Source organism: Methylobacterium oryzae (genome assembly GCF_036441375.1).
Taxonomy (GTDB): domain Bacteria; phylum Pseudomonadota; class Alphaproteobacteria; order Rhizobiales; family Beijerinckiaceae; genus Methylobacterium; species Methylobacterium oryzae_A.
Map to the genome: position 1 here is coordinate 247,501 of NZ_MLCA01000007.1, position 16,470 is coordinate 263,970.

At 70.4% G+C, this 16,470-nt stretch carries 19 protein-coding genes (1 of these 19 only partly in view); 7 read left to right on the top strand and 12 right to left on the bottom strand.

The genetic code is table 11. The features are described 5' to 3' along the window. Both nth and purC read left to right on the top strand, forming a co-directional pair. Positions 1 to 123 carry the 3' end of an endonuclease III gene (gene nth, locus MOTC310_RS15415; protein ID WP_331302400.1) on the top strand. The gene continues 534 nt to the left of window position 1, outside the view, so the window shows 123 of its 657 coding nt (coding positions 535–657); the start codon falls outside the window, past its left edge; it ends in the stop codon at positions 121 to 123. Positions 124 to 331: 208 nt separating this feature from the next. After that, entirely contained in the window at positions 332 to 1,126 is a 795-nt protein-coding gene (purC, locus tag MOTC310_RS15420) for a phosphoribosylaminoimidazolesuccinocarboxamide synthase (protein ID WP_010684691.1), read from the top strand. A gap of 6 nt (positions 1,127 to 1,132) precedes the next feature. Here purC and MOTC310_RS15425 read toward each other — a convergent pair whose 3' ends face one another. From MOTC310_RS15425 to MOTC310_RS15440, 4 genes are all read right to left on the bottom strand, one after another. Further along, the gene (locus MOTC310_RS15425) at positions 1,133 to 2,755 is read right to left on the bottom strand and encodes a glycosyltransferase family 2 protein (protein ID WP_331302401.1); all 1,623 of its coding nucleotides are present in this window, start codon (positions 2,753 to 2,755) and stop codon (positions 1,133 to 1,135) included. After that, on the bottom strand, positions 2,752 to 4,629 hold the full coding sequence (locus MOTC310_RS15430; RefSeq protein WP_331302402.1) for a glycosyltransferase family 2 protein: 1,878 nt from the start codon (positions 4,627 to 4,629) through the stop codon (positions 2,752 to 2,754). Before MOTC310_RS15430 ends, MOTC310_RS15425 begins: the two co-directional genes overlap by 4 nt. 157 nt (positions 4,630 to 4,786) lie before the next feature. Then, on the bottom strand, positions 4,787 to 5,377 hold the full coding sequence (locus MOTC310_RS15435) for a hypothetical protein (RefSeq protein ID WP_419539906.1): 591 nt from the start codon (positions 5,375 to 5,377) through the stop codon (positions 4,787 to 4,789). 110 nt (positions 5,378 to 5,487) lie between these two features. Then, positions 5,488 to 6,033, bottom strand: a complete 546-nt coding sequence (locus tag MOTC310_RS15440) for an invasion associated locus B family protein (protein ID WP_419539907.1) — start codon at positions 6,031 to 6,033, stop codon at positions 5,488 to 5,490. Positions 6,034 to 6,219: 186 nt separating this feature from the next. Between MOTC310_RS15440 and MOTC310_RS15445 the strand changes: the two genes are divergently transcribed. After that, positions 6,220 to 6,594 carry a hypothetical protein gene (locus MOTC310_RS15445; protein ID WP_331302404.1) on the top strand — a complete coding sequence of 125 codons (375 nt, stop codon included), beginning with the start codon at positions 6,220 to 6,222 and terminating at the stop codon, positions 6,592 to 6,594. A gap of 15 nt (positions 6,595 to 6,609) precedes the next feature. Here MOTC310_RS15445 and MOTC310_RS15450 read toward each other — a convergent pair whose 3' ends face one another. The 3 genes from MOTC310_RS15450 to MOTC310_RS15460 all read right to left on the bottom strand — a co-directional run bounded on the left by MOTC310_RS15450 (position 6,610) and on the right by MOTC310_RS15460 (position 8,334). Further along, the gene (locus MOTC310_RS15450; RefSeq protein ID WP_331302405.1) at positions 6,610 to 7,344 is read right to left on the bottom strand and encodes a M48 family metallopeptidase; all 735 of its coding nucleotides are present in this window, start codon (positions 7,342 to 7,344) and stop codon (positions 6,610 to 6,612) included. Between the two features lie 66 nt (positions 7,345 to 7,410). Next, entirely contained in the window at positions 7,411 to 7,962 is a 552-nt protein-coding gene (locus MOTC310_RS15455; RefSeq protein WP_331302406.1) for an A24 family peptidase, read from the bottom strand. Between the two features lie 207 nt (positions 7,963 to 8,169). Further along, entirely contained in the window at positions 8,170 to 8,334 is a 165-nt protein-coding gene (locus MOTC310_RS15460) for a Flp family type IVb pilin (RefSeq protein WP_012320434.1), read from the bottom strand. 296 nt (positions 8,335 to 8,630) lie between these two features. Here MOTC310_RS15460 and MOTC310_RS15465 point away from each other — a divergent pair, with 296 nt between their 5' ends. After that, complete coding sequence (locus tag MOTC310_RS15465) at positions 8,631 to 9,125, top strand: pilus assembly protein N-terminal domain-containing protein (protein ID WP_331302407.1); 495 nt, start codon at positions 8,631 to 8,633, stop codon at positions 9,123 to 9,125. A gap of 122 nt (positions 9,126 to 9,247) precedes the next feature. Then, entirely contained in the window at positions 9,248 to 9,895 is a 648-nt protein-coding gene (locus MOTC310_RS15470) for an RraA family protein (RefSeq protein ID WP_331302408.1), read from the top strand. On the opposite strand, the gene MOTC310_RS15475 is transcribed toward MOTC310_RS15470, so the two are convergent. Further along, positions 9,871 to 10,785: a LysR family transcriptional regulator gene (locus MOTC310_RS15475; protein ID WP_331293590.1), complete on the bottom strand. Its 915-nt coding sequence runs from the start codon at positions 10,783 to 10,785 to the stop codon at positions 9,871 to 9,873. The genes MOTC310_RS15470 and MOTC310_RS15475 overlap by 25 nt on opposite strands. Before the next feature lie 122 nt (positions 10,786 to 10,907). Here MOTC310_RS15475 and MOTC310_RS15480 point away from each other — a divergent pair, with 122 nt between their 5' ends. Beyond that, complete coding sequence (locus MOTC310_RS15480; RefSeq protein ID WP_331302409.1) at positions 10,908 to 12,071, top strand: mandelate racemase/muconate lactonizing enzyme family protein; 1,164 nt, start codon at positions 10,908 to 10,910, stop codon at positions 12,069 to 12,071. Positions 12,072 to 12,125: 54 nt separating this feature from the next. Further along, the gene (locus MOTC310_RS15485; protein WP_331302410.1) at positions 12,126 to 12,800 is read left to right on the top strand and encodes a metallophosphoesterase family protein; all 675 of its coding nucleotides are present in this window, start codon (positions 12,126 to 12,128) and stop codon (positions 12,798 to 12,800) included. A 129-nt stretch (positions 12,801 to 12,929) separates the two neighbouring features. On the opposite strand, the gene MOTC310_RS15490 is transcribed toward MOTC310_RS15485, so the two are convergent. The 4 genes from MOTC310_RS15490 to rnpA are packed head-to-tail and all read right to left on the bottom strand — an operon-like array spanning position 12,930 to position 16,437. Next, on the bottom strand, positions 12,930 to 13,313 hold the full coding sequence (locus tag MOTC310_RS15490) for a DUF423 domain-containing protein (RefSeq protein WP_331302411.1): 384 nt from the start codon (positions 13,311 to 13,313) through the stop codon (positions 12,930 to 12,932). After that, complete coding sequence (yihA, locus tag MOTC310_RS15495; RefSeq protein WP_331302412.1) at positions 13,310 to 13,963, bottom strand: ribosome biogenesis GTP-binding protein YihA/YsxC; 654 nt, start codon at positions 13,961 to 13,963, stop codon at positions 13,310 to 13,312. The genes MOTC310_RS15490 and yihA overlap by 4 nt, the downstream gene beginning before the upstream one ends. Before the next feature lie 13 nt (positions 13,964 to 13,976). After that, positions 13,977 to 15,827 (bottom strand): membrane protein insertase YidC, encoded by a 1,851-nt coding sequence (gene yidC, locus MOTC310_RS15500; protein WP_331302413.1) that lies wholly within the window; start codon positions 15,825 to 15,827, stop codon positions 13,977 to 13,979. After that, positions 15,817 to 16,437, bottom strand: a complete 621-nt coding sequence (rnpA, locus tag MOTC310_RS15505) for a ribonuclease P protein component (protein ID WP_331293601.1) — start codon at positions 16,435 to 16,437, stop codon at positions 15,817 to 15,819. Before rnpA ends, yidC begins: the two co-directional genes overlap by 11 nt. Positions 16,438 to 16,470: the final 33 nt, after the last annotated feature.

The following is a 16,470-nucleotide window of genomic DNA, read 5'->3' on the forward strand; positions in this document are numbered from 1 at the left end:
CGGCTCCACGCCCATCACTGGCTGATCCTGCACGGCCGCTACACCTGCAAGGCGCGCAAGCCCGAATGCCCGCGCTGCCTCATCGCCGACCTCTGCCGCTACCCGACCAAGACAGAGGCGTGACGGGTAGCTGAGGTCCTTCCGGGCACGTCCCGACCCGCCCCCGCAATCCCGCCCTGCGGGCTAACGCGTTGTGCTGGAAGCCCGCTTCCGCTACTTTGGCCGCCGGTCGCCGGGGCCCTCGGGCAGAGGCCGTCCGGCGGCCCGACCTCGCGTCCGGTCGCCGCGCCGCGGATTCCTCCCAATCGTCGCGCATCAGGAGCCTCGGCCCATGGACTTCCTCAAACCACGGTACACGCCTATGAATCGCCGCCGTCGCATCTACGAGGGCAAGGCGAAGGTCCTCTACGAGGGGCCGGAGCCCGGCACGCTCATCCAGCACTTCAAGGATGACGCGACGGCCTTCAACGCGAAGAAGCACGAGGTCATCGACGGCAAGGGCGTGCTGAACAACCGGATCTCGGAGTTCGTCTTCCAGCACCTCAACGACATCGGGGTGCCGACGCATTTCATCCGCCGGTTGAACATGCGCGAGCAGCTGATCCGCGAAGTCGAGATCATCCCCCTCGAGGTCGTGGTGCGCAACGTCGCGGCCGGGTCGCTGGCGACGCGGCTGGGCCTGGAGGAAGGCACCCAGCTGCCGCGCTCGATCATCGAGTTCTACTACAAGAACGACGCGCTGAACGACCCGATGGTCTCCGAGGAGCACATCACGGCCTTCGGCTGGGCGACGCCCCAGGAGATCGACGACATCATGGCGCTGGCGATCCGCGTCAATGACTTCCTGTCGGGCCTCTTCCTCGGCGTCGGCATCCGGCTCGTCGATTTCAAGATGGAGACCGGCCGTCTCTGGGAAGGCGACATGATGCGCATCGTGGTCGCCGACGAGATCTCCCCGGATTCCTGCCGGCTCTGGGACATCAAGTCCTCCGACAAGCTCGACAAGGACCGGTTCCGCAAGGATCTCGGCGGCCTGATCGAGGCCTATACCGAGGTCGCCAAGCGCCTCGGCATCATGTCGGAGAACGAGAAGGTCCAGGGCGGCGGCCCGCGCCTCGTGCAGTAGGCCCGTTCAGGCCAGCGGCCGGCGCAGGGGCGCCGGCCCGGGCGCGGGGAAATCGGCGCGCAGCCGCGCATGGGTCGAGAGTGCTGGGTCGAAACCCGGGTGGTAATGGGGGTCCTGCACCAGCAGCGGCCCCCATCGCTTTCTCAGCGCCGCGATCTCGCGCTCGTGGCGGGCGCGGGCCTCGGAGGTCCAGCGGCGGCTCGCCGCCTCGCGATGGTGCAGAACGGCCCCCGGGACCAGGAGCGTGCGGTAGCCGGCCGCCTTCAAGCGCAGACAAAGATCGACGTCGTTGAAGTCGACGGCGAAGACCGCGTCGTCGAAGCCGCCGACCGCACGGAACTTCTCCGCCTCGACGGCCAGGCAGGCGGCGGTCACCGCCGAGACCGCGTGCGTGACGCGCAAGGCCGCGAGGTAGCCCGGGGCGTCGCCCGGGAAGTGCCGGTGTCCGTGTGTGACGAGGCCGCCGGTGCCGAGCACGATGCCGCCGTGCTGAATCCGGCCCTCGCCATCGAGAAGCTTGGCGCCGACTGCCCCGACATCCGGCCGGAGGGCCTCCCGGGCCATGCGGGACAGCCAGTCGGGTCGGAACGCCTCGACGTCGTTGTTGACGAAGACCAGAAGCCTGCCGCGGGCGCGGGCCGCGGCGGCGTTGTTCATGGCGGCGAAGTTGAACGGCCCGGGACATGGCACGACGTGCCCCCTCCCCTCCCCCTCCAGGGCCCGCAGATAGGCGAGGGTCTCGGGCTCACGACTGTCGTTGTCGCAGACGATGATCTCGGTGGACGGCCAGTCGGTGCAGCTTCGCAGGCTCTCGAGACAGGGGCGCAGGAGATCCAGGCGATCGCGGGTCGGCACGATGAGGCTGGCGAGGGGCCGCGCGTCGGGCAGGGGATGATCGACCTGCACGAGCTTGTCCGGCCCCACGAACACGCGCACGCGGGAACGGCCGGTCCGGTCCAAGTGGTTGCGCACGACGGCGTGATGGAGGGCGTGTCTGGCGTCACTGTCCTTCGTCGTGATCGGGTTGCCAGGCTGGACGGACAGGATCTCTGGCAGATGGCCGATTGCGCGCGGGCCGAAGCGCTCCGCGATACGAAGGGCCGCTTCGGCGGGACTTCCGGGATCGATGCCTGCGTCGAGGGCGCTGCGTCGGCAGGCCAGGACGGGTCCGAGATAATCGAAGGCCGCGAGCCGGTCGGCATCGAAGACCGGCGGCAGATGCGGCAGGACCGCTCCGCCGGGCTGTTCCTGCACGAGGGCGTCGCCATACAGGGCCTGGAGTTCGGGCTCGCTCGCGAACAGGGCGGCGATCCGCTCGAGCGCACCGGAGACTAGGAGGCCGTCGCCGATCAGGCGGATCGTGTCTCCCGGACCGGCCTGTGCCGGCGGGAAGCGATCGAGGATCCCGGGCGGCAGGGCGAGCCGGTGGTCGATTCCGACCAGGGCCGCGAGCGCTTGCCGGGAACGCAGGCGCTTCCCCGTCAGCCGCGCGCGCAGAATCGCCGCCGCCGCCCTGGGATGCCCGAGGACGTGACGCATCGCGCCCACGAGCGCGCGCCAGGAGCGGCGCGGCGGTCCGAGATACGGCACAGCTTGGCGGCCCGACGCGCCGTTCGACGGCGGCGTCACTCCAGATCCTCGCCGAAGGTCGTGACCGACAGGGCGGGATGGTAGAACGGGTCGTGCCAGATCACGGCGCGCCAGCGCTCGGAGAAGCGGGCCGCCTCCTGCTCGAAGCGGGCACGCTTGGCCCCGACGGACGGACCACGGCTGACGGATTCGAGATGGGCCAGCGTCGCGGCCGGCGTCCAGACCGTCTTCCAGCCGGCGGCGCCGAGGCGCAGGCAGAAATCCACGTCGTTGAAGTCGACCGGGAAGGCCTCGGCGTCGAAGCCGCCCACCGCCAGGTACTTGTCGCGCGCCACGGCAAGGCAGGCAGCCGTCACCGCCGAGACCTCGTGCGCCACGCGCAGGCGGCCGAGATGGCCCGGCGTGTCGCCGGGCCGGCGGCGCAGGATGTGGCCGGCCCGTCCACCGAGGCCGACGACGACGCCGGCATGCTGCAGGGTGCCGTCCCCGTAGAGAAGTTTCGCCCCGACGGCGCCGACCTCCGGCCGGCAGGCCTGCCGGACCATGGCCTCGAGCCAGCCGGGCTCCAGCACGGCCACGTCGTTGTTCAACAGCACGACGATCGACCCCGACGCCGCGTCGACGCCGGCATTGACCATCTTGGCGAAGTTGAAAGGCTGCGGGTCCATGAGGATCTGGACGCGCGGATCGCCGCGCAGGGACGCGTAATGGTCGAGCACCGCGGGATCGGTTGAGCCGTTGTCGACGATGATCAGCTCGATCGACGCGTAGGCGGTCTCGCGGAGCACTCCGTGGCAGACGCGGGTGATCAGGTCGAGGCGGTCGCGCGAGGGGATCACGACGCTGACCAGCGGCACCGGATCCGGCAGGGGCCATTCCAGGCGAACAGCGCCGTCATGGATCCCGGCGCGGAACGGAGGCCGTGCGCCCGGGAGCGCGTCGAGTGCCTCGGCCCGAGCGGATGGATTGAGACCGTCTCCGGTAGAGCGGGCGAGAATCCGCGGGACATGCGCCACCCGCGCGGCGCTGGTCACCGCGGCGGCCACGATGGGCGGCGTGAGCACGGCCATCCGGCCGACCGGGCCCGCCAAGGCCGCGGCGAGCCACGTCTTCGACAGGAGCAGAGGGAACCCCGGATAACCGGTCGCCAGGGCGAGATCCGGGCTCCAGTCCGGCTTCAGCTGCGGCCGGCCGTCGGGGCCGATCGCGTCGCCGTAGGCGATGTCCGCCTCTGACAGGGCGTGGGCAAGCAGCGCCAGGGCCTCCGGCACCGGGACATCGCCGGGGCGCAGCAGGCACAGGGCGTCCGCCCCGCCTGAAAGATCGTCGAAGCCGGCAGCCTCGTCCCAAACTTGGCCGGACATCGGCCCGTCGGCCGATGCGGGCGGCGCTTCCGCCCAGGCGACTCGGATCGACTCGGGGCGGTGCGTCTGCGCGCGCAGCGCGCCGCACGTGGCCGACAGCGCCGCCGCGTCCCCGGATTGGGCGAGAAGGATGCAGCGGATCCGCAGGGCCGTGGGCGCAATGCGGGCGGGCCGGGTCCGGGCAGCGACCCAGGACGGGAACCGGGCGATCGGTGTCACCGCGCAGGCGCCGCGCAGGATGTCGCGGTAGCGCCGTTCCGAACCGCGGGCGCGCTCGTAGAGCGCTGAGACGCAGCGCCAGGGCCGGCGCAGGAGGCACTGCGCGAGCACCTCGGCCTCGCGCCGGGCGCCGACCCGCTCCACGGTGACGTCGGCACCGGCAGACAGGCGGATCTCACGCGTATCCGGCGGGATGAGCCCGAGCCAGTGGGCGAGCCCCTGTGAGGCTCCTGGCAGAACGAAGTCCTGAACGGACTCGTCAGGACCCCGCAGGACGCGGAGGATCGGGCGTCGAGGCGCCGCCGTGGGATCGCCGGCATAGCTCAGCACGATCCAGCCTGCGCGATGGTCCGGGAGCACGAGGCGGCGATCGAACGCGGGATCGTCCGTGGGCTCCAGGCGAAACCGGATCTGCCGGCCGAGCCAGATCCCGTCGCGGCCTGTCTTCGCAATCAGTGGGGTCGGATGGCCGAGGCGCGCCGCGGCGTCACTGGGCAGCGTCGCCTCCGCCGGCCGGCTCCGCGGCGACCACCGGTTTCCGGCGGCGCGGCTTCGCGGCGGTCTTCCCGCCGGCACCCTTGCCGGTGCCGACACCCACCGCGATGTCGTAATCGGCCGTCATCGCGGCCGGAACCTGAAGCTCATCGGCGACCACCGTGGCGAAGCCCTGCGCCTCGCCGGGCCCGACGATCACGCCGGCCCGCTCGGTGCGGCTCGAGACGACCTTGCCGTCGTGCCGGATCTGGAACGTCACCGGCACATCGAACCGGCCCGGCGCGCCCGCCGGTCCCAGCAGGACGTTGATCTCGGCGCCCGCCTTGACGGTGATCGAGCCGTCCTGACGCCGGGTGCATTCGCGGGCGAGACGGCCGAGGGAGAACTGGGTGCGCACCGCGTCGCCCGCGAGGGTGCGCGAGGCGGCGCCGCCTTCCGCGACCTCGACCGTCGGGCAGTAAGCCGGATCTAGGGCTTCGGGCTGCGACGGGGGGACCGTCGTGCCGCCGTACTTGAACAGGTTGGAGAAGATGTTGCCCTCCTCGGCCCGGCTCGGGGGCGCGGCGGAGAGGGATGCGGCCAAGACGAGCGCACCCAGCCGAAGGGCGGCGGTCCGGCGTCGGGCGACGTCCGGGGACCGTGTGAGCATCCTGTCCCGATGTCCGATCATCGTACGGCTCCCGAACGGCACCGTCATTTCAGGCTATCAAACCCGGCCGCGAAGCCCTTCATCGACAGCGGGATGCCGACGCCCTCCTCGGGCGTCTGGAACACGATGAAAGTCGCCTGCGTGCCGTTCTTGAACTGGCGGATCAACCCGTCGTCCATCACGACCTCGGCCACGCACCCGGTGGTGAGGCAGCGGACGAAGCCCGCGCGGCCGATATCGGTCTGGTCGATCTTCAGGCCGAGACCGGAGGGCAGGAGCACGCCCAGCGGCGCCACCACACGCAGCAGGTAACCGCGGTTGTCGGCGGTCTTGAGGACGATCACCACGAGGGTCAGGTTGGGCCGGTCCTCGGCGGCGAGATACTGGACGAGGGCGCATTGCTCGGCCTTCGCGCCGGCCGGCGTCTCGCAGCGCAGTTGCCAGTCGTCGAAGGTTTTGCGCACCATGCCCTGAGCCGCGGCCGGCCCGGCGGGCGCGAGCGCCGCCGCGACGAGGGCGAGGAGAACCGGCAGCGCGACGCGCCGGGCGGCACGCCGGAAACGAACGAGCCTCGCGTGAAGCGGCACCACCGATCCCTTCGGAACGCTCCGGCCGAGGACCGGCGGGAGCCGTACAATCGGGCGTGTTCCGACCATGGGCAGCCCCGCGCTGTCAAGCGATGCGGGCGCGGTGTTGCGCGTCGGCGCTACCCGCGGGAGTGTCCGCGGCCTAGATTGCCTTCGAACACTCCTCCAGCGCCGGATCCTGACGCCGTGATGCGCCCGCTCACTCTCTCGGCCGCCTGCCTGATGGCCTCCCTCGCGCAGGCGGGAGCCCAGCCCCTGCCGGTCGGAGAGACCACCTACATCGAACGCTCGCTGAACCACTCCGACACGCTGGTGATCGAGCATCCCCCCGTGGCGGCGAACCCGTATGGCCGTCGCAACGGGCAGGCGGCGATCGCCGGCTACTGCCGGGACGGCGGCCTGATCCGCCGCCGCGACGAGTTCGGAAACCCGGTGATCATCCGCCAGCGGGAGATCTGCGACAGCGTCGCACCCCGCACCCTCAATCCCGGCGAGGTCGATCCGCGCCCGAACTGGCCGGCGGACGCCGTGGCGCGCCAGCGGGTGCTCCGCGCCAAGGGCTGATGCGGGTCTGCCGGCTCAGCCGTAGCGGTGCAGGCCGGTGCCGTGGCGCTTGAGCCACGCTTCGGCAGTGTCGGTGTTCGGGCAGAGCCCGTGCACGAGGGCCCAGAAGCGCGGCGAGTGGTTCATCTCGCGCAGATGCGCCATCTCGTGAGCGACCAGATAGTCGAGCACCATCGGCGGCGCGAGGATCAGGCGCCATGAGAAGTTCAGCTCGCCGCGGGCCGTACAGGATCCCCACCGGCTGCGGGTGTCGCGCAGCGTGACGCGAACCGGCCGCTGCCCAAGCTGCGCGGCGTAGCGCTCGATCGCCTCGGTCAGGTCGCGCTTGGCCTCCCGGGCTAGGAAATCCCGGACCCGGCGCGCCACATGGGCTGCGTCGCACGAGACCGACAGCACCGGCTCTCCCTCCGCGCACTCGACGCGGACAGGACCGCTTCTTGTGCCGCGCTGGCTGATCCGGTGGGGCTCGCCGCGGAGCGGCAGGCTGGCTCCGATCTCGAACAGGACGCGGGCCGGCACCCGGGCCAGCCGCGCGGCGATCCAGCCCGCGTGGCTCGCCGCGAAGCGCTGGGCCGTGTTGATGGCGGTGCGGCTCGGAAGGGTGATCACCGCCTCGCCGGTCGCGGCCGAGACGCGGAGCGTGATGCGACGCGCGGTCGGCCGCCGACGGAGGGCGATGCGGAGGCTGGTCCCCTCGTGCTGGACCTCAAGATGATCGGGCTCGGGGCGACGCAGCAGCGCGAGGGGCATGCGCGACTTTTAGCTGGGCCGGGCTCGGGGCTCCAGATCCCACCCCTCTCAATCGCCGCAGACGTCTTAGCTGGCGAGGGCCCGGGTCCAGACGTCGGTCTCGGGCAGGACGAGGAGCGCCGCGGCGGCCAGCGCAATCCCGTACGGGATCCCGGTCTTGGCGTCGTGCAGGTGCAGCGCGAACGGCATGCGCGCGATCCGGACCGGCAGCGGGTGCGTCCGCGCGAACAGGATCGCCAGGGTCAGGGCGCCGCCGAACACCGAGGCCACGAGCAGGTAGTCGCCGAGGCCGTCGAAGCCGAGCCACAGGGCCGTGGCGGCCGCGAGCTTCGCGTCACCGCCGCCGATGATTCCGAAGGCGAAGAGCGTGAACGTGACGAGGAGGACGATCGCTCCGGCGGCGCAGTGGAAGCCGATCTCGGTCCAGCTCATCGGGCCCGTCATGGCCAGCAGCGCGAATCCCGCCACGAGCGCGAGGGAGATCCGGTTCGGGATCAGCATGGTGAGCAGGTCGCTGGCGGCCGCGTAGGCCATCAGGAACGGGAACAGGATCAGGAGGCCGAAACCGGCCGGACCCAGGCCGATCAGTCCCAGGCTTGCCGTCGCTGAACCGACCATCTCGGCGCCCATCTCGTCGAAGCCTGCCGCGTGAGGGGTAAGCGATCCCCGCCGGCCATCGTTCGGCCGGTCCGGATCTCCGATGTGCAGGGCGGCCGGCGCCGCCGCGACGAACGACGATCCCGGCAGGCCGAGCCCCCCGCCTCTCTCCGAGTCTTGAGGAGAGACGGGATGTCTCGGACCTGCCGCAGATCGGACTTGTCCCGATCAGTTCAGGTTGCCGGAGATCTGGCTGAACTTGCTGGTCAGGCTGGTGCCGACGGTCTTCAGCGCGGTGATGATGGCCACGGCGATGAGGGCGGCGATCATCCCGTACTCGATCGCGGTGGCACCGGACTCGTCCGAAGCGAAGCGCGTGAACAGGGTCTTCATAGAGGGTGATCCTTCGATCAACACAGAGCGAGATAAAACTTGCGCGATGCCCGATGAAGAGTTTCAGGTCTCGATCGGCGGCCTGCACAGACTGCCGATTACGCCTTGAAAATCGGTTAAATCGATCCGGCACCGACGTAAAAGGCTGTCTCGCTGCGAGCTTGGTGAAGGTTGCGTTTCTTCGATACGCACAGTGCCGCGACTTGGTCTTGCTTAGCGCTTCCTTCACGGGTTCCGCGCTAGCCTCCGGCGTCGGGTCGGATCTCGTGCACCGCCCGCCGTCTTGAGGAAACCCGATGCGTCGCATCCTGTCGATCGCGGGCCGAGCCGGCCTCGTCGTCCTGCTGACGGGCACCGCGGCCGCGGCCGGGCAGCCCGAACTCCTGCCGGTCGTGACCATTCTCGTCGACAACGCCAAGGTGCTCCGCCTGCCGGAGAAGACGTCGACCGTCATCGTCGGGAACCCGATCATCGCCGAGGTGACGCCGCAGAAGAACGGCGTCCTCGTGCTGACCGGCAAGAGCTTCGGCTCCACCAACCTGATCGCTCTCGACAACGGCGGCGCCATGATCGCCGAGACGACCATTCGGGTCGAGGCATCGCGGGACTCGACGATCACGGTGCAGCGCGGTCTCGATCGGGAATCCCTGTCCTGCACGCCGGGCTGCCAGCCCTCGGTACAGCTCGGCGACTCGGCGAGCTATTTCGGCGCGACCAGCGGCCAGGCCGATGCGCGCCGCAAGCTCGCGACCGGCGGCGGCGCGGGAACGGTTCCGGCGGCCGACCACTGATCGGGACGGACCGGACCGCGTTCTGTCACGACACCGGGGGCAGCCTGGTGCAGGATCCCGCCGGCCCCGTTGATTCGGCACGTTGCCGCGCGGTCGATGCCGCCAGGGAGACGTCGAGGCCGATGTCCACCATCACCCGCAACCCGCCGCCGCCCGCCGTCGCCCCGGAGGTGCTGGCGGCCTTCCGAGATGTCTCGACGGCCACGATCAGCGACTGCTTGGCGCGGATGCCGGTCTTGGTCGGCCTGCGCCCGTTCCATCGGGGCGGGCCACTCGTCGGTACGGCCTTCACGGTCCGCGTCCGGAGCGGCGACAACCTCGCCATCCATCAGGCTCTGGAAGAGGTTCGTCCCGGCGACGTGATCGTCGTCGACGGTGGCGGCGACACGAGCCGCGCGCTGGTGGGCGACATCATGAAGGCCATTGCCGAGAGCCGGGGCGTGGCCGGTTACGTGATCGACGGCGCCGTGCGCGACACGGCGGCCTTCGCGGGCTCGGACTTTCCCTGCTACGCGCGGGCCGCGACGCCGCGGGGTCCGTTCAAGACCGGTCCCGGCGCGATCAACGTGCCGGTCTGCGTCGGCGGCTGGACGGTGAACCCGGGCGACGTGGTGGTCGGCGATGCCGACGGCGTCGTGTCTTTCCCGCCGGCCGATGCGGCGGCCCTGCTCGACGCCGTTCGGGCGCAGGGGGCTCGCGAGAAGGAGGTCCTGGAACAGATCCGGGCGGGCCGCTACGACGGTCGCTACGCCCGGGCGGCGAGGGGCTGAGAGGTCCGGTCGCGCGCGGGCGCGTGCAGGCGCTGCCACAGGCCATCGGCCGCGGCGCTTCGGTTCTCCCGCGTCCGGAACAGCCGGATCTCCACCGGAACGTCCAGTTCCCCGGAGCCCGCCCGAACGAGCAGGCCGCGCGCGATCGCCGCCTCCGCGAGTGTCAACGGGAGCCACGCGACACCGTCGCCTTCCTGAGCCATGGTCATCAGCGTCGCCGCCAGGTGCGACGTGAAGGCCGGCTCGTGGCCGGCCGCCACCCCGCTCGCCGCGAGGATCCGGCCGAGCCCCGAGGCCTCGCCGTAGGCGAGGTAGCGGACCGGCCCGTTCAGGGGCCAGAGCGGCGCCCCGGCGGCCGACGGTGCGCAGAGCGGCACCAGGCTGTCCGCACCGACGCGGACGGAGTCGCAGCGGCCATCGTCCAGCCGCGTGGGAAGATCCGCCCGATGGTGGCACAGGAGCAACTGCACCTCGCCGGCCAGCAGGATCGCTTCGCAGGCCGCCATGCTGTCCGAGATCAGGTTGAGGGCGCCAAGCGTCTCGAAGGGCGCGTGCCGTCGGATCCAACCCGGAAAGAACGTGAACGACAGCGCGTGCGTGGCCGCGATCGCGAGACTCGCATCCGCATGCGCACCGGCGGCCCGAGCCTCGCGGCGCGCCCGATCCAAGCCTCGCATCAGGTCCTCGGCCTGGGGCTGGAAGCACGTTCCGGCGGCGGTGAGGACCGCACCCTGAGCGCCTCGCAGGAACAGCGGCGCTCCGACCCACTCCTCCAGGGCGCGGATCCGTCGGCTGAAGGCCGGCTGCGTCACGTGCCGAGCCTCGGCGGCCCGCGAGAAGGTCCGGTGCTCTGCGAGAGCGAGGAAGTCCTTCACCCAGTCCAGATCCATGGCACGCCTCACCCGACAGCGCGGGGCCGATGCCGTCCGCGCATCGCGCTCCCCGGAAACGGCATTGGCTGACCGGGCGCGACCGAGATTATGGCACCGGGACGCACCAGGAAGAGACAGCCATGCGCATCGTCGACGTCTGCGAGGTCACCAAGCCGATCGCCTCGCCGATCCGCAACGCCTACATCGACTTCTCCAAGATGACCACGAGCCTCGTCGCGGTGGTCACCGACGTGGTGCGCGACGGCCGGCGCGTCGTCGGCTACGGCTTCAACTCCAACGGGCGCTACGGTCAGGGCGGCCTGATCCGCGAGCGTTTCCGCGACCGGATCCTGGAGGCCGACCCGACCAGCCTCCTCAACGATGCCGGGGACAATCTCGATCCGCACCGCATCTGGGCCGCCATGATGCGCAACGAGAAGCCCGGCGGCCACGGCGAGCGCTCGGTGGCGGTGGGCACCCTCGACATGGCGATCTGGGATGCGGCGGCGAAGATCGCCGGCAAGCCGCTGTTCCGGATGCTCGCCGAGCGGAAAGGGGTCGCCGCCAACCCGCGGGTCTTCGTCTACGCGGCGGGCGGCTACTACTATCCCGGCAAGGACGATTCCGCCCTCCGCGCCGAGATGCGGGGCTATCTCGACCGCGGCTACAATGTCGTGAAGATGAAGATCGGCGGCGCGCCGATCGACGAGGATCGGCGCCGGATCGAGGCGGTGCTCGCCGAGATCGGCGGCCGGGGCCGTCTCGCGGTGGACGCCAACGGCCGCTTCGATCTCGAGACCGCCATCGCGTATGCGCGGATGCTGCGGGATTACCCGCTGTTCTGGTACGAGGAGGCCGGCGACCCGCTCGACTACGCACTCCAGGCCGCGTTGGCGCCCTACTATCCCGGGCCGATGGCCACCGGCGAGAACCTGTTCTCGCACCAGGATGCGCGCAATCTCCTGCGCTACGGCAACATGCGGCCCGACCGCGACTGGCTGCAATTCGACTGCGCCCTCTCGTACGGTCTGGTGGAGTACCTGCGCACCCTCGACGTGCTGGCCGAATTCGGCTGGTCGCCCGCCCGCTGCATCCCGCATGGCGGGCACCAGATGTCGCTCAACATCGCGGCCGGCCTCGGCCTCGGGGGCAACGAGAGCTATCCGGACCTGTTCCAGCCCTACGGCGGCTTCCCCGACGGGGTGCGGGTCGAGGACGGCCACATCACCATGCCTGAGCTGCCGGGCATCGGCTTCGAGGGCAAGTCGGACCTGATCGCGGAGATGCGCGCCCTGGCGGCGTAGCGCTCCGGTCCGGGCGGTCTTGCGGAGCGCGGCGCCCCGGTGGACGATGGTGCCATGGATTCCGGCTCCCTCACCTACGCGATCGGCGACGTCCACGGCTGCGCCGCCCTCCTCGACGCGCTGCTGGAGCGGATCGCCGACCATGCCGGCGACCGCGCGCACCGATTGGTCTTCCTCGGCGACTACATCGACCGCGGCCCGGACAGCGCCGCGGTGCTCCGCACCGTGAGCCGCCTGAACTGGGCCGAGCCCGAGCGCGTCGTCTGCCTGATGGGCAATCACGAGCGGATGCTGCTCGACGCGCTGCAGACGCGAAGCGCGGCCGCGCACTGGATGTACAACGGCGGCGAGGCGACGCTCGACTCGTTCGGCGCGCGGGACCCCGCCGGCCTGCCCCGGGACACCCTCGACTGGATCGAGGCGCTCCCGACGCTGCACGGTGACGGCGCGCATTGGTACGTGCATGCCGGCCTGCGGCCCGGCGCGGACGCCCTCGATTCGGACGCGCACGATCGCCTCTGGATCCGCGAGCCGTTCCTCGAAGGCGACCACGATTTCGCACGGCACGTGGTCCACGGTCACACGCCGCAACGGAATGGCCGCCCGGAAGTGCGCCGGTTCCGCACCAACCTCGACACCGCGGCCGTCTACGGCGGCGCGCTCACCGCCGGGATCTTCTCGGACGCCCAGGGGCCGGCCCTGGAATTCCTGCAGGTGAGAGCACCATAGGGCGCGACAGCGCCGTCTTTGCGAGCGGAGCGGAACCCAGGGCAGCGCCGCATCGCTCGGCCCGGCGCCGTCTGGATTGCTTCGCTCCTCTCGCAGAGACGGTGGTCGCCGAGCCGCCGGTCGGAACTGTCAGACGACGCGTCGCGCCGGCACCAGCGCGCAGAGGATCCCGACGAGCCAGCCGCTCATCAGGGCGAAGCCGCCGGTGGGCGCGGCCATCGGGAAGAGCGGGTGCTGGAGCCACGCGCGCACCGAGAGGTCGCCGCAGAACAGGATCAGACCGGCGACCAGGAGCCCGGCCGCCGCGCGCGCGAGGCCTATCCGGACGAGACCGGCGGCCCCGAGGCCGACCAGCGCCAGGATGGCGGGGGCGTGGAACAGCAGGAACTGCGCCGCCGTCTTCAGCGAGTCCGTGCCGGGGATGTGCGCCGCGGCGGCGCTCAGTGCGACGCCGAGCAGCCCGGCGAGGCCGGCGAGCGCCGCGAGCGCGCGGTCGACACCCGAGAGTCTCACGCGCCGCGCTCCACCACGAGCTTGGCGATGGCCGCCCGCAGGTCCGGCACCCCGGAATCGTCCCGGCTCGAGGTGAGGATCACCTGCGGGTACGCGGCGGGCCGCTTGGCGAGACCCGCCTCGATCCCGGCGATGCGGCTCGCGACCTCGCCCTTCTTGAGGGAGTCGCCCTTGGTCAGCACGACCTGATAGCTCACCGCGGCCTTGTCGAGACCGTCGAGGACGTCGGTGTCGATCGACTTGAAGCCGTGCCGGGCGTCGATCAGCATGAACACCCGGGCGAGGTTCGCGCGGCCCTTGAGGTAGGAGTGGATCAGCCGGGTCCAGGCCTCGACCTTGGCCTTCTCGACGGCGGCGTAGCCGTAGCCGGGCATGTCGACCAGCGACAGCCGCTCGCCGATTCGGAAGAAGTTGAGCTGCTGCGTCCGCCCCGGCGTGTGCGAGGTCCGCGCCAGGGTGTTGCGGCCGGTCAGCGCGTTGATCAGGCTCGACTTGCCGACATTCGAGCGCCCCGCGAAGGCGATCTCGACACCCTCCATGGGCGGCAGCCGGTCGAGGACCTGGGCGGCCGCGTAGAAGTCGGCGGGGCCGGCGAAGAGAAGGCGACCGGCCTCCAGGAGGTCGGCCGCGTCGTCGTGGGTCTCGCTCACGGCGTCTCGCCCGTCAGCTCTTGGTAGCGGCCGCCTTGGTGCCGCCGCGCTTGAATGTGGTGCGGAGATTATCCCACAGCTCCACCTTCACGCCGTTGCGGCGCATGATGATGTATTGCTGGATCACCGACAGGGTGTTGTTCCAGGCCCAGTAGATCACGAGGCCGGCGGGGAACGAGCCCAGCATGAAGGTGAACACGATCGGCATGAAGGTGAAGATCTGCGCCTGGACCGGGTCCGGCGGCGCGGGGTTCATCTTCATCTGCACGAACATCGTGATGCCCATGATGATCGGCCAGACGCCCAGGTGCACGAAGTCGGGCGCCGGGAACGGCAGCAGGCCGAACAGGTTCACGATGCTCGTCGGATCCGGCGCCGCGAGGTCGTGGATCCAGCCGAAGAACGGCGCGTGGCGCATCTCGATCGTGATGAACAGCACCTTGTAGAGCGCGAAGAAGACCGGGATCTGGATCAGCACCGGCCAGCAGCCGGCGACCGGATTGATCTTCTCCTTCTTGTACAGCTCCATCGTGGCCTGCTGCTGCTTCATGCGGTCGTCCTTGTACCGCTCGCGGATGGCGGCCATCTCCGGCTGCACGGCCTTCATCTTGGCCATGGAGACGTAGGACCGGTTCGCGATCGGCAGGAACAGCAGCTTCAGGCAGAAGGTCACCACCAGGATCGACACGCCGAAATTGCCGAACAGGTGATAGAAGAAGTCCAGTGCCCGGAACATCGGCTTGGTGATGAAGAAGAACCAGCCCCAGTCGATCATCAGATCGAAGTGCTTGATGCCGAGGTCCTTCTCGTAGTTGTTGATGACGTTGACTTCCTTGGCGCCCGCGAACAGCCGCTGCGTCGCGGTTGCCGAGGCACCCGCCGCGAGGCTCACGGCGTCGCCGCGCACGCTCGCCTGATAGACGTTGGTGGCACCGTCGGTCCGGTCCGTGAAGGCGCCGGTATAGGGCGTGTCCTGATCGGGGATCGCGGCCGCCGCCCAGTACTTGTCGGTGATGCCGACGAAGCCGCCGGTCACGCCGCTCCAGGCCTTGCCCTTGGTGTTGGCACCGCCGTAGGCGCCTTCCTTGGCGAGCTTGTCGTAGGTGAATTCCTGGAGGCCGTCGTTGCCAAGATAGCCGATCATGCCCTCGTGCAGGACGTAGTAGCCCTGGGTGTGCGGCTTACCCCAGCGGGAGACGAGGCTGTACGGGTAGAGCGTGATCGCGCCCGAGCCCTTGTTCTCGACCTCGTCGCGGATCGTGAACATGTACTTGTCGTCGACCGCGATGATCCGCTTGAAGACGAGGCCGGCGCCGTTGTCCCAGGTCAGGGTCACGGGCATGCCGGGCGAGAGCGTCTTGCCGTCGCCTGTCCAGAGGGTGTCGTTGGTGGGTAGCGGGCCGGCATTGGCGCCGACCCAGCCGAACTCGGCGTAATAGGGCGTCTCGGTCCCGGCCGGCGAGAACAGCACGATCTCTGGGCTCTTGGGGTCGATGGTCTCGTGGTAGTTCTTGAGCGAGACGTCGTCGACGCGGCCGCCCTTCAGGGCGATCGAGCCCGAGAGCGCCGGGGTCTCGATCCGGATGCGCGGCGAGCGGGCCAGCGCCGCCTCGCGGGAGACCGGGCCGCCCTGGGCGGTCGGCAGCGTGCCGGGCGCGGGGGCGGCCGGACCGCCCTCCTTCGGAGACGGCGAGGGCACACCGTCCGGGGTCACGCCCGGGGGTTGCTGCTGCGCGGCCTTGTTCTGCGCCTCGATCAGGCGCTGCTGCTCCACGCGCGGGCCGGCCACGAAGTACTGCCACCCGAGCAGCACCAGCAGCGACAGGCCGATGGCCACGAACATGTTCGTCTTGTCATTGCCCATCAGGGACACCGCCGCACGCGTTCGGAGTGGCAACAGGCACGTCGCCGGCCCCAGAGGACCTGCGCGCGCCTGTGATTCGGGGATCTCTGTCGCACCCCTGCGACGGGCCGATGTCGGCGCCGCCGGGCGGGGCCGCCTGCGCGGGTGCGCGGCCGGCTTCGTGCGGGAGAGAGGACGTCTGAGATGTGGTTGTGTCAGGGGCCTGCTTGGCGCGCCGACCGCCGGATCGGCCGGAGGGCCTGTCCCCGCGGGGCGCCGCCGGGCGGGTTACCGCGGGAATCGCGCGGCGCAGATCCTCGGCGAGGATCTCGAAGGAGGCTTCGAGGGCGGGACGCCGGGCAATCAGCACGATGTCGGCCGGAAGGCCCGCGACTTCGACCGGCAGATCGGACGCGACCAGACTCAGGGCCGCGCGGAGGCGCCGCCGGATGCGGTTGCGCTCCGTCGCGTGGCCGACGCGCTTCGTGATGGTGAAACCGAGCCGGAGGCCGGGGCAGACGTCCGGGTTCCGGAGACGCCCCTGCGCGGTCATGCGCTCAGTGTGGAAGCGACGCCCCTCGGCCGCCGCCAGGAAGTCGGGTCGTTTCTTGAGCCGCTCGATCGTCGCCATCGATGGTTCGATCCCGGCCGATACCACTTGCCT

Excerpts from the sequence above, each read along its gene's own strand:
- purC (WP_010684691.1), top strand. The coding sequence starts at position 332 with ATGGACTTCCTCAAACCACGGTACACGCCTATGAATCGCCGCCGTCGC.
- MOTC310_RS15445 (WP_331302404.1), top strand. The coding sequence starts at position 6,220 with ATGCGCCCGCTCACTCTCTCGGCCGCCTGCCTGATGGCCTCCCTCGCG.
- MOTC310_RS15450 (WP_331302405.1), bottom strand. The coding sequence starts at position 7,344 with ATGCCCCTCGCGCTGCTGCGTCGCCCCGAGCCCGATCATCTTGAGGTC.
- MOTC310_RS15455 (WP_331302406.1), bottom strand. The coding sequence starts at position 7,962 with ATGGTCGGTTCAGCGACGGCAAGCCTGGGACTGATCGGCCTGGGTCCG.
- MOTC310_RS15460 (WP_012320434.1), bottom strand. The coding sequence starts at position 8,334 with ATGAAGACCCTGTTCACGCGCTTCGCTTCGGACGAGTCCGGTGCCACC.
- MOTC310_RS15465 (WP_331302407.1), top strand. The coding sequence starts at position 8,631 with ATGCGTCGCATCCTGTCGATCGCGGGCCGAGCCGGCCTCGTCGTCCTG.
- MOTC310_RS15470 (WP_331302408.1), top strand. The coding sequence starts at position 9,248 with ATGTCCACCATCACCCGCAACCCGCCGCCGCCCGCCGTCGCCCCGGAG.
- MOTC310_RS15475 (WP_331293590.1), bottom strand. The coding sequence starts at position 10,785 with ATGGATCTGGACTGGGTGAAGGACTTCCTCGCTCTCGCAGAGCACCGG.
- MOTC310_RS15480 (WP_331302409.1), top strand. The coding sequence starts at position 10,908 with ATGCGCATCGTCGACGTCTGCGAGGTCACCAAGCCGATCGCCTCGCCG.
- MOTC310_RS15485 (WP_331302410.1), top strand. The coding sequence starts at position 12,126 with ATGGATTCCGGCTCCCTCACCTACGCGATCGGCGACGTCCACGGCTGC.
- yidC (WP_331302413.1), bottom strand. The coding sequence starts at position 15,827 with ATGGGCAATGACAAGACGAACATGTTCGTGGCCATCGGCCTGTCGCTG.
- rnpA (WP_331293601.1), bottom strand. The coding sequence starts at position 16,437 with ATGGCGACGATCGAGCGGCTCAAGAAACGACCCGACTTCCTGGCGGCG.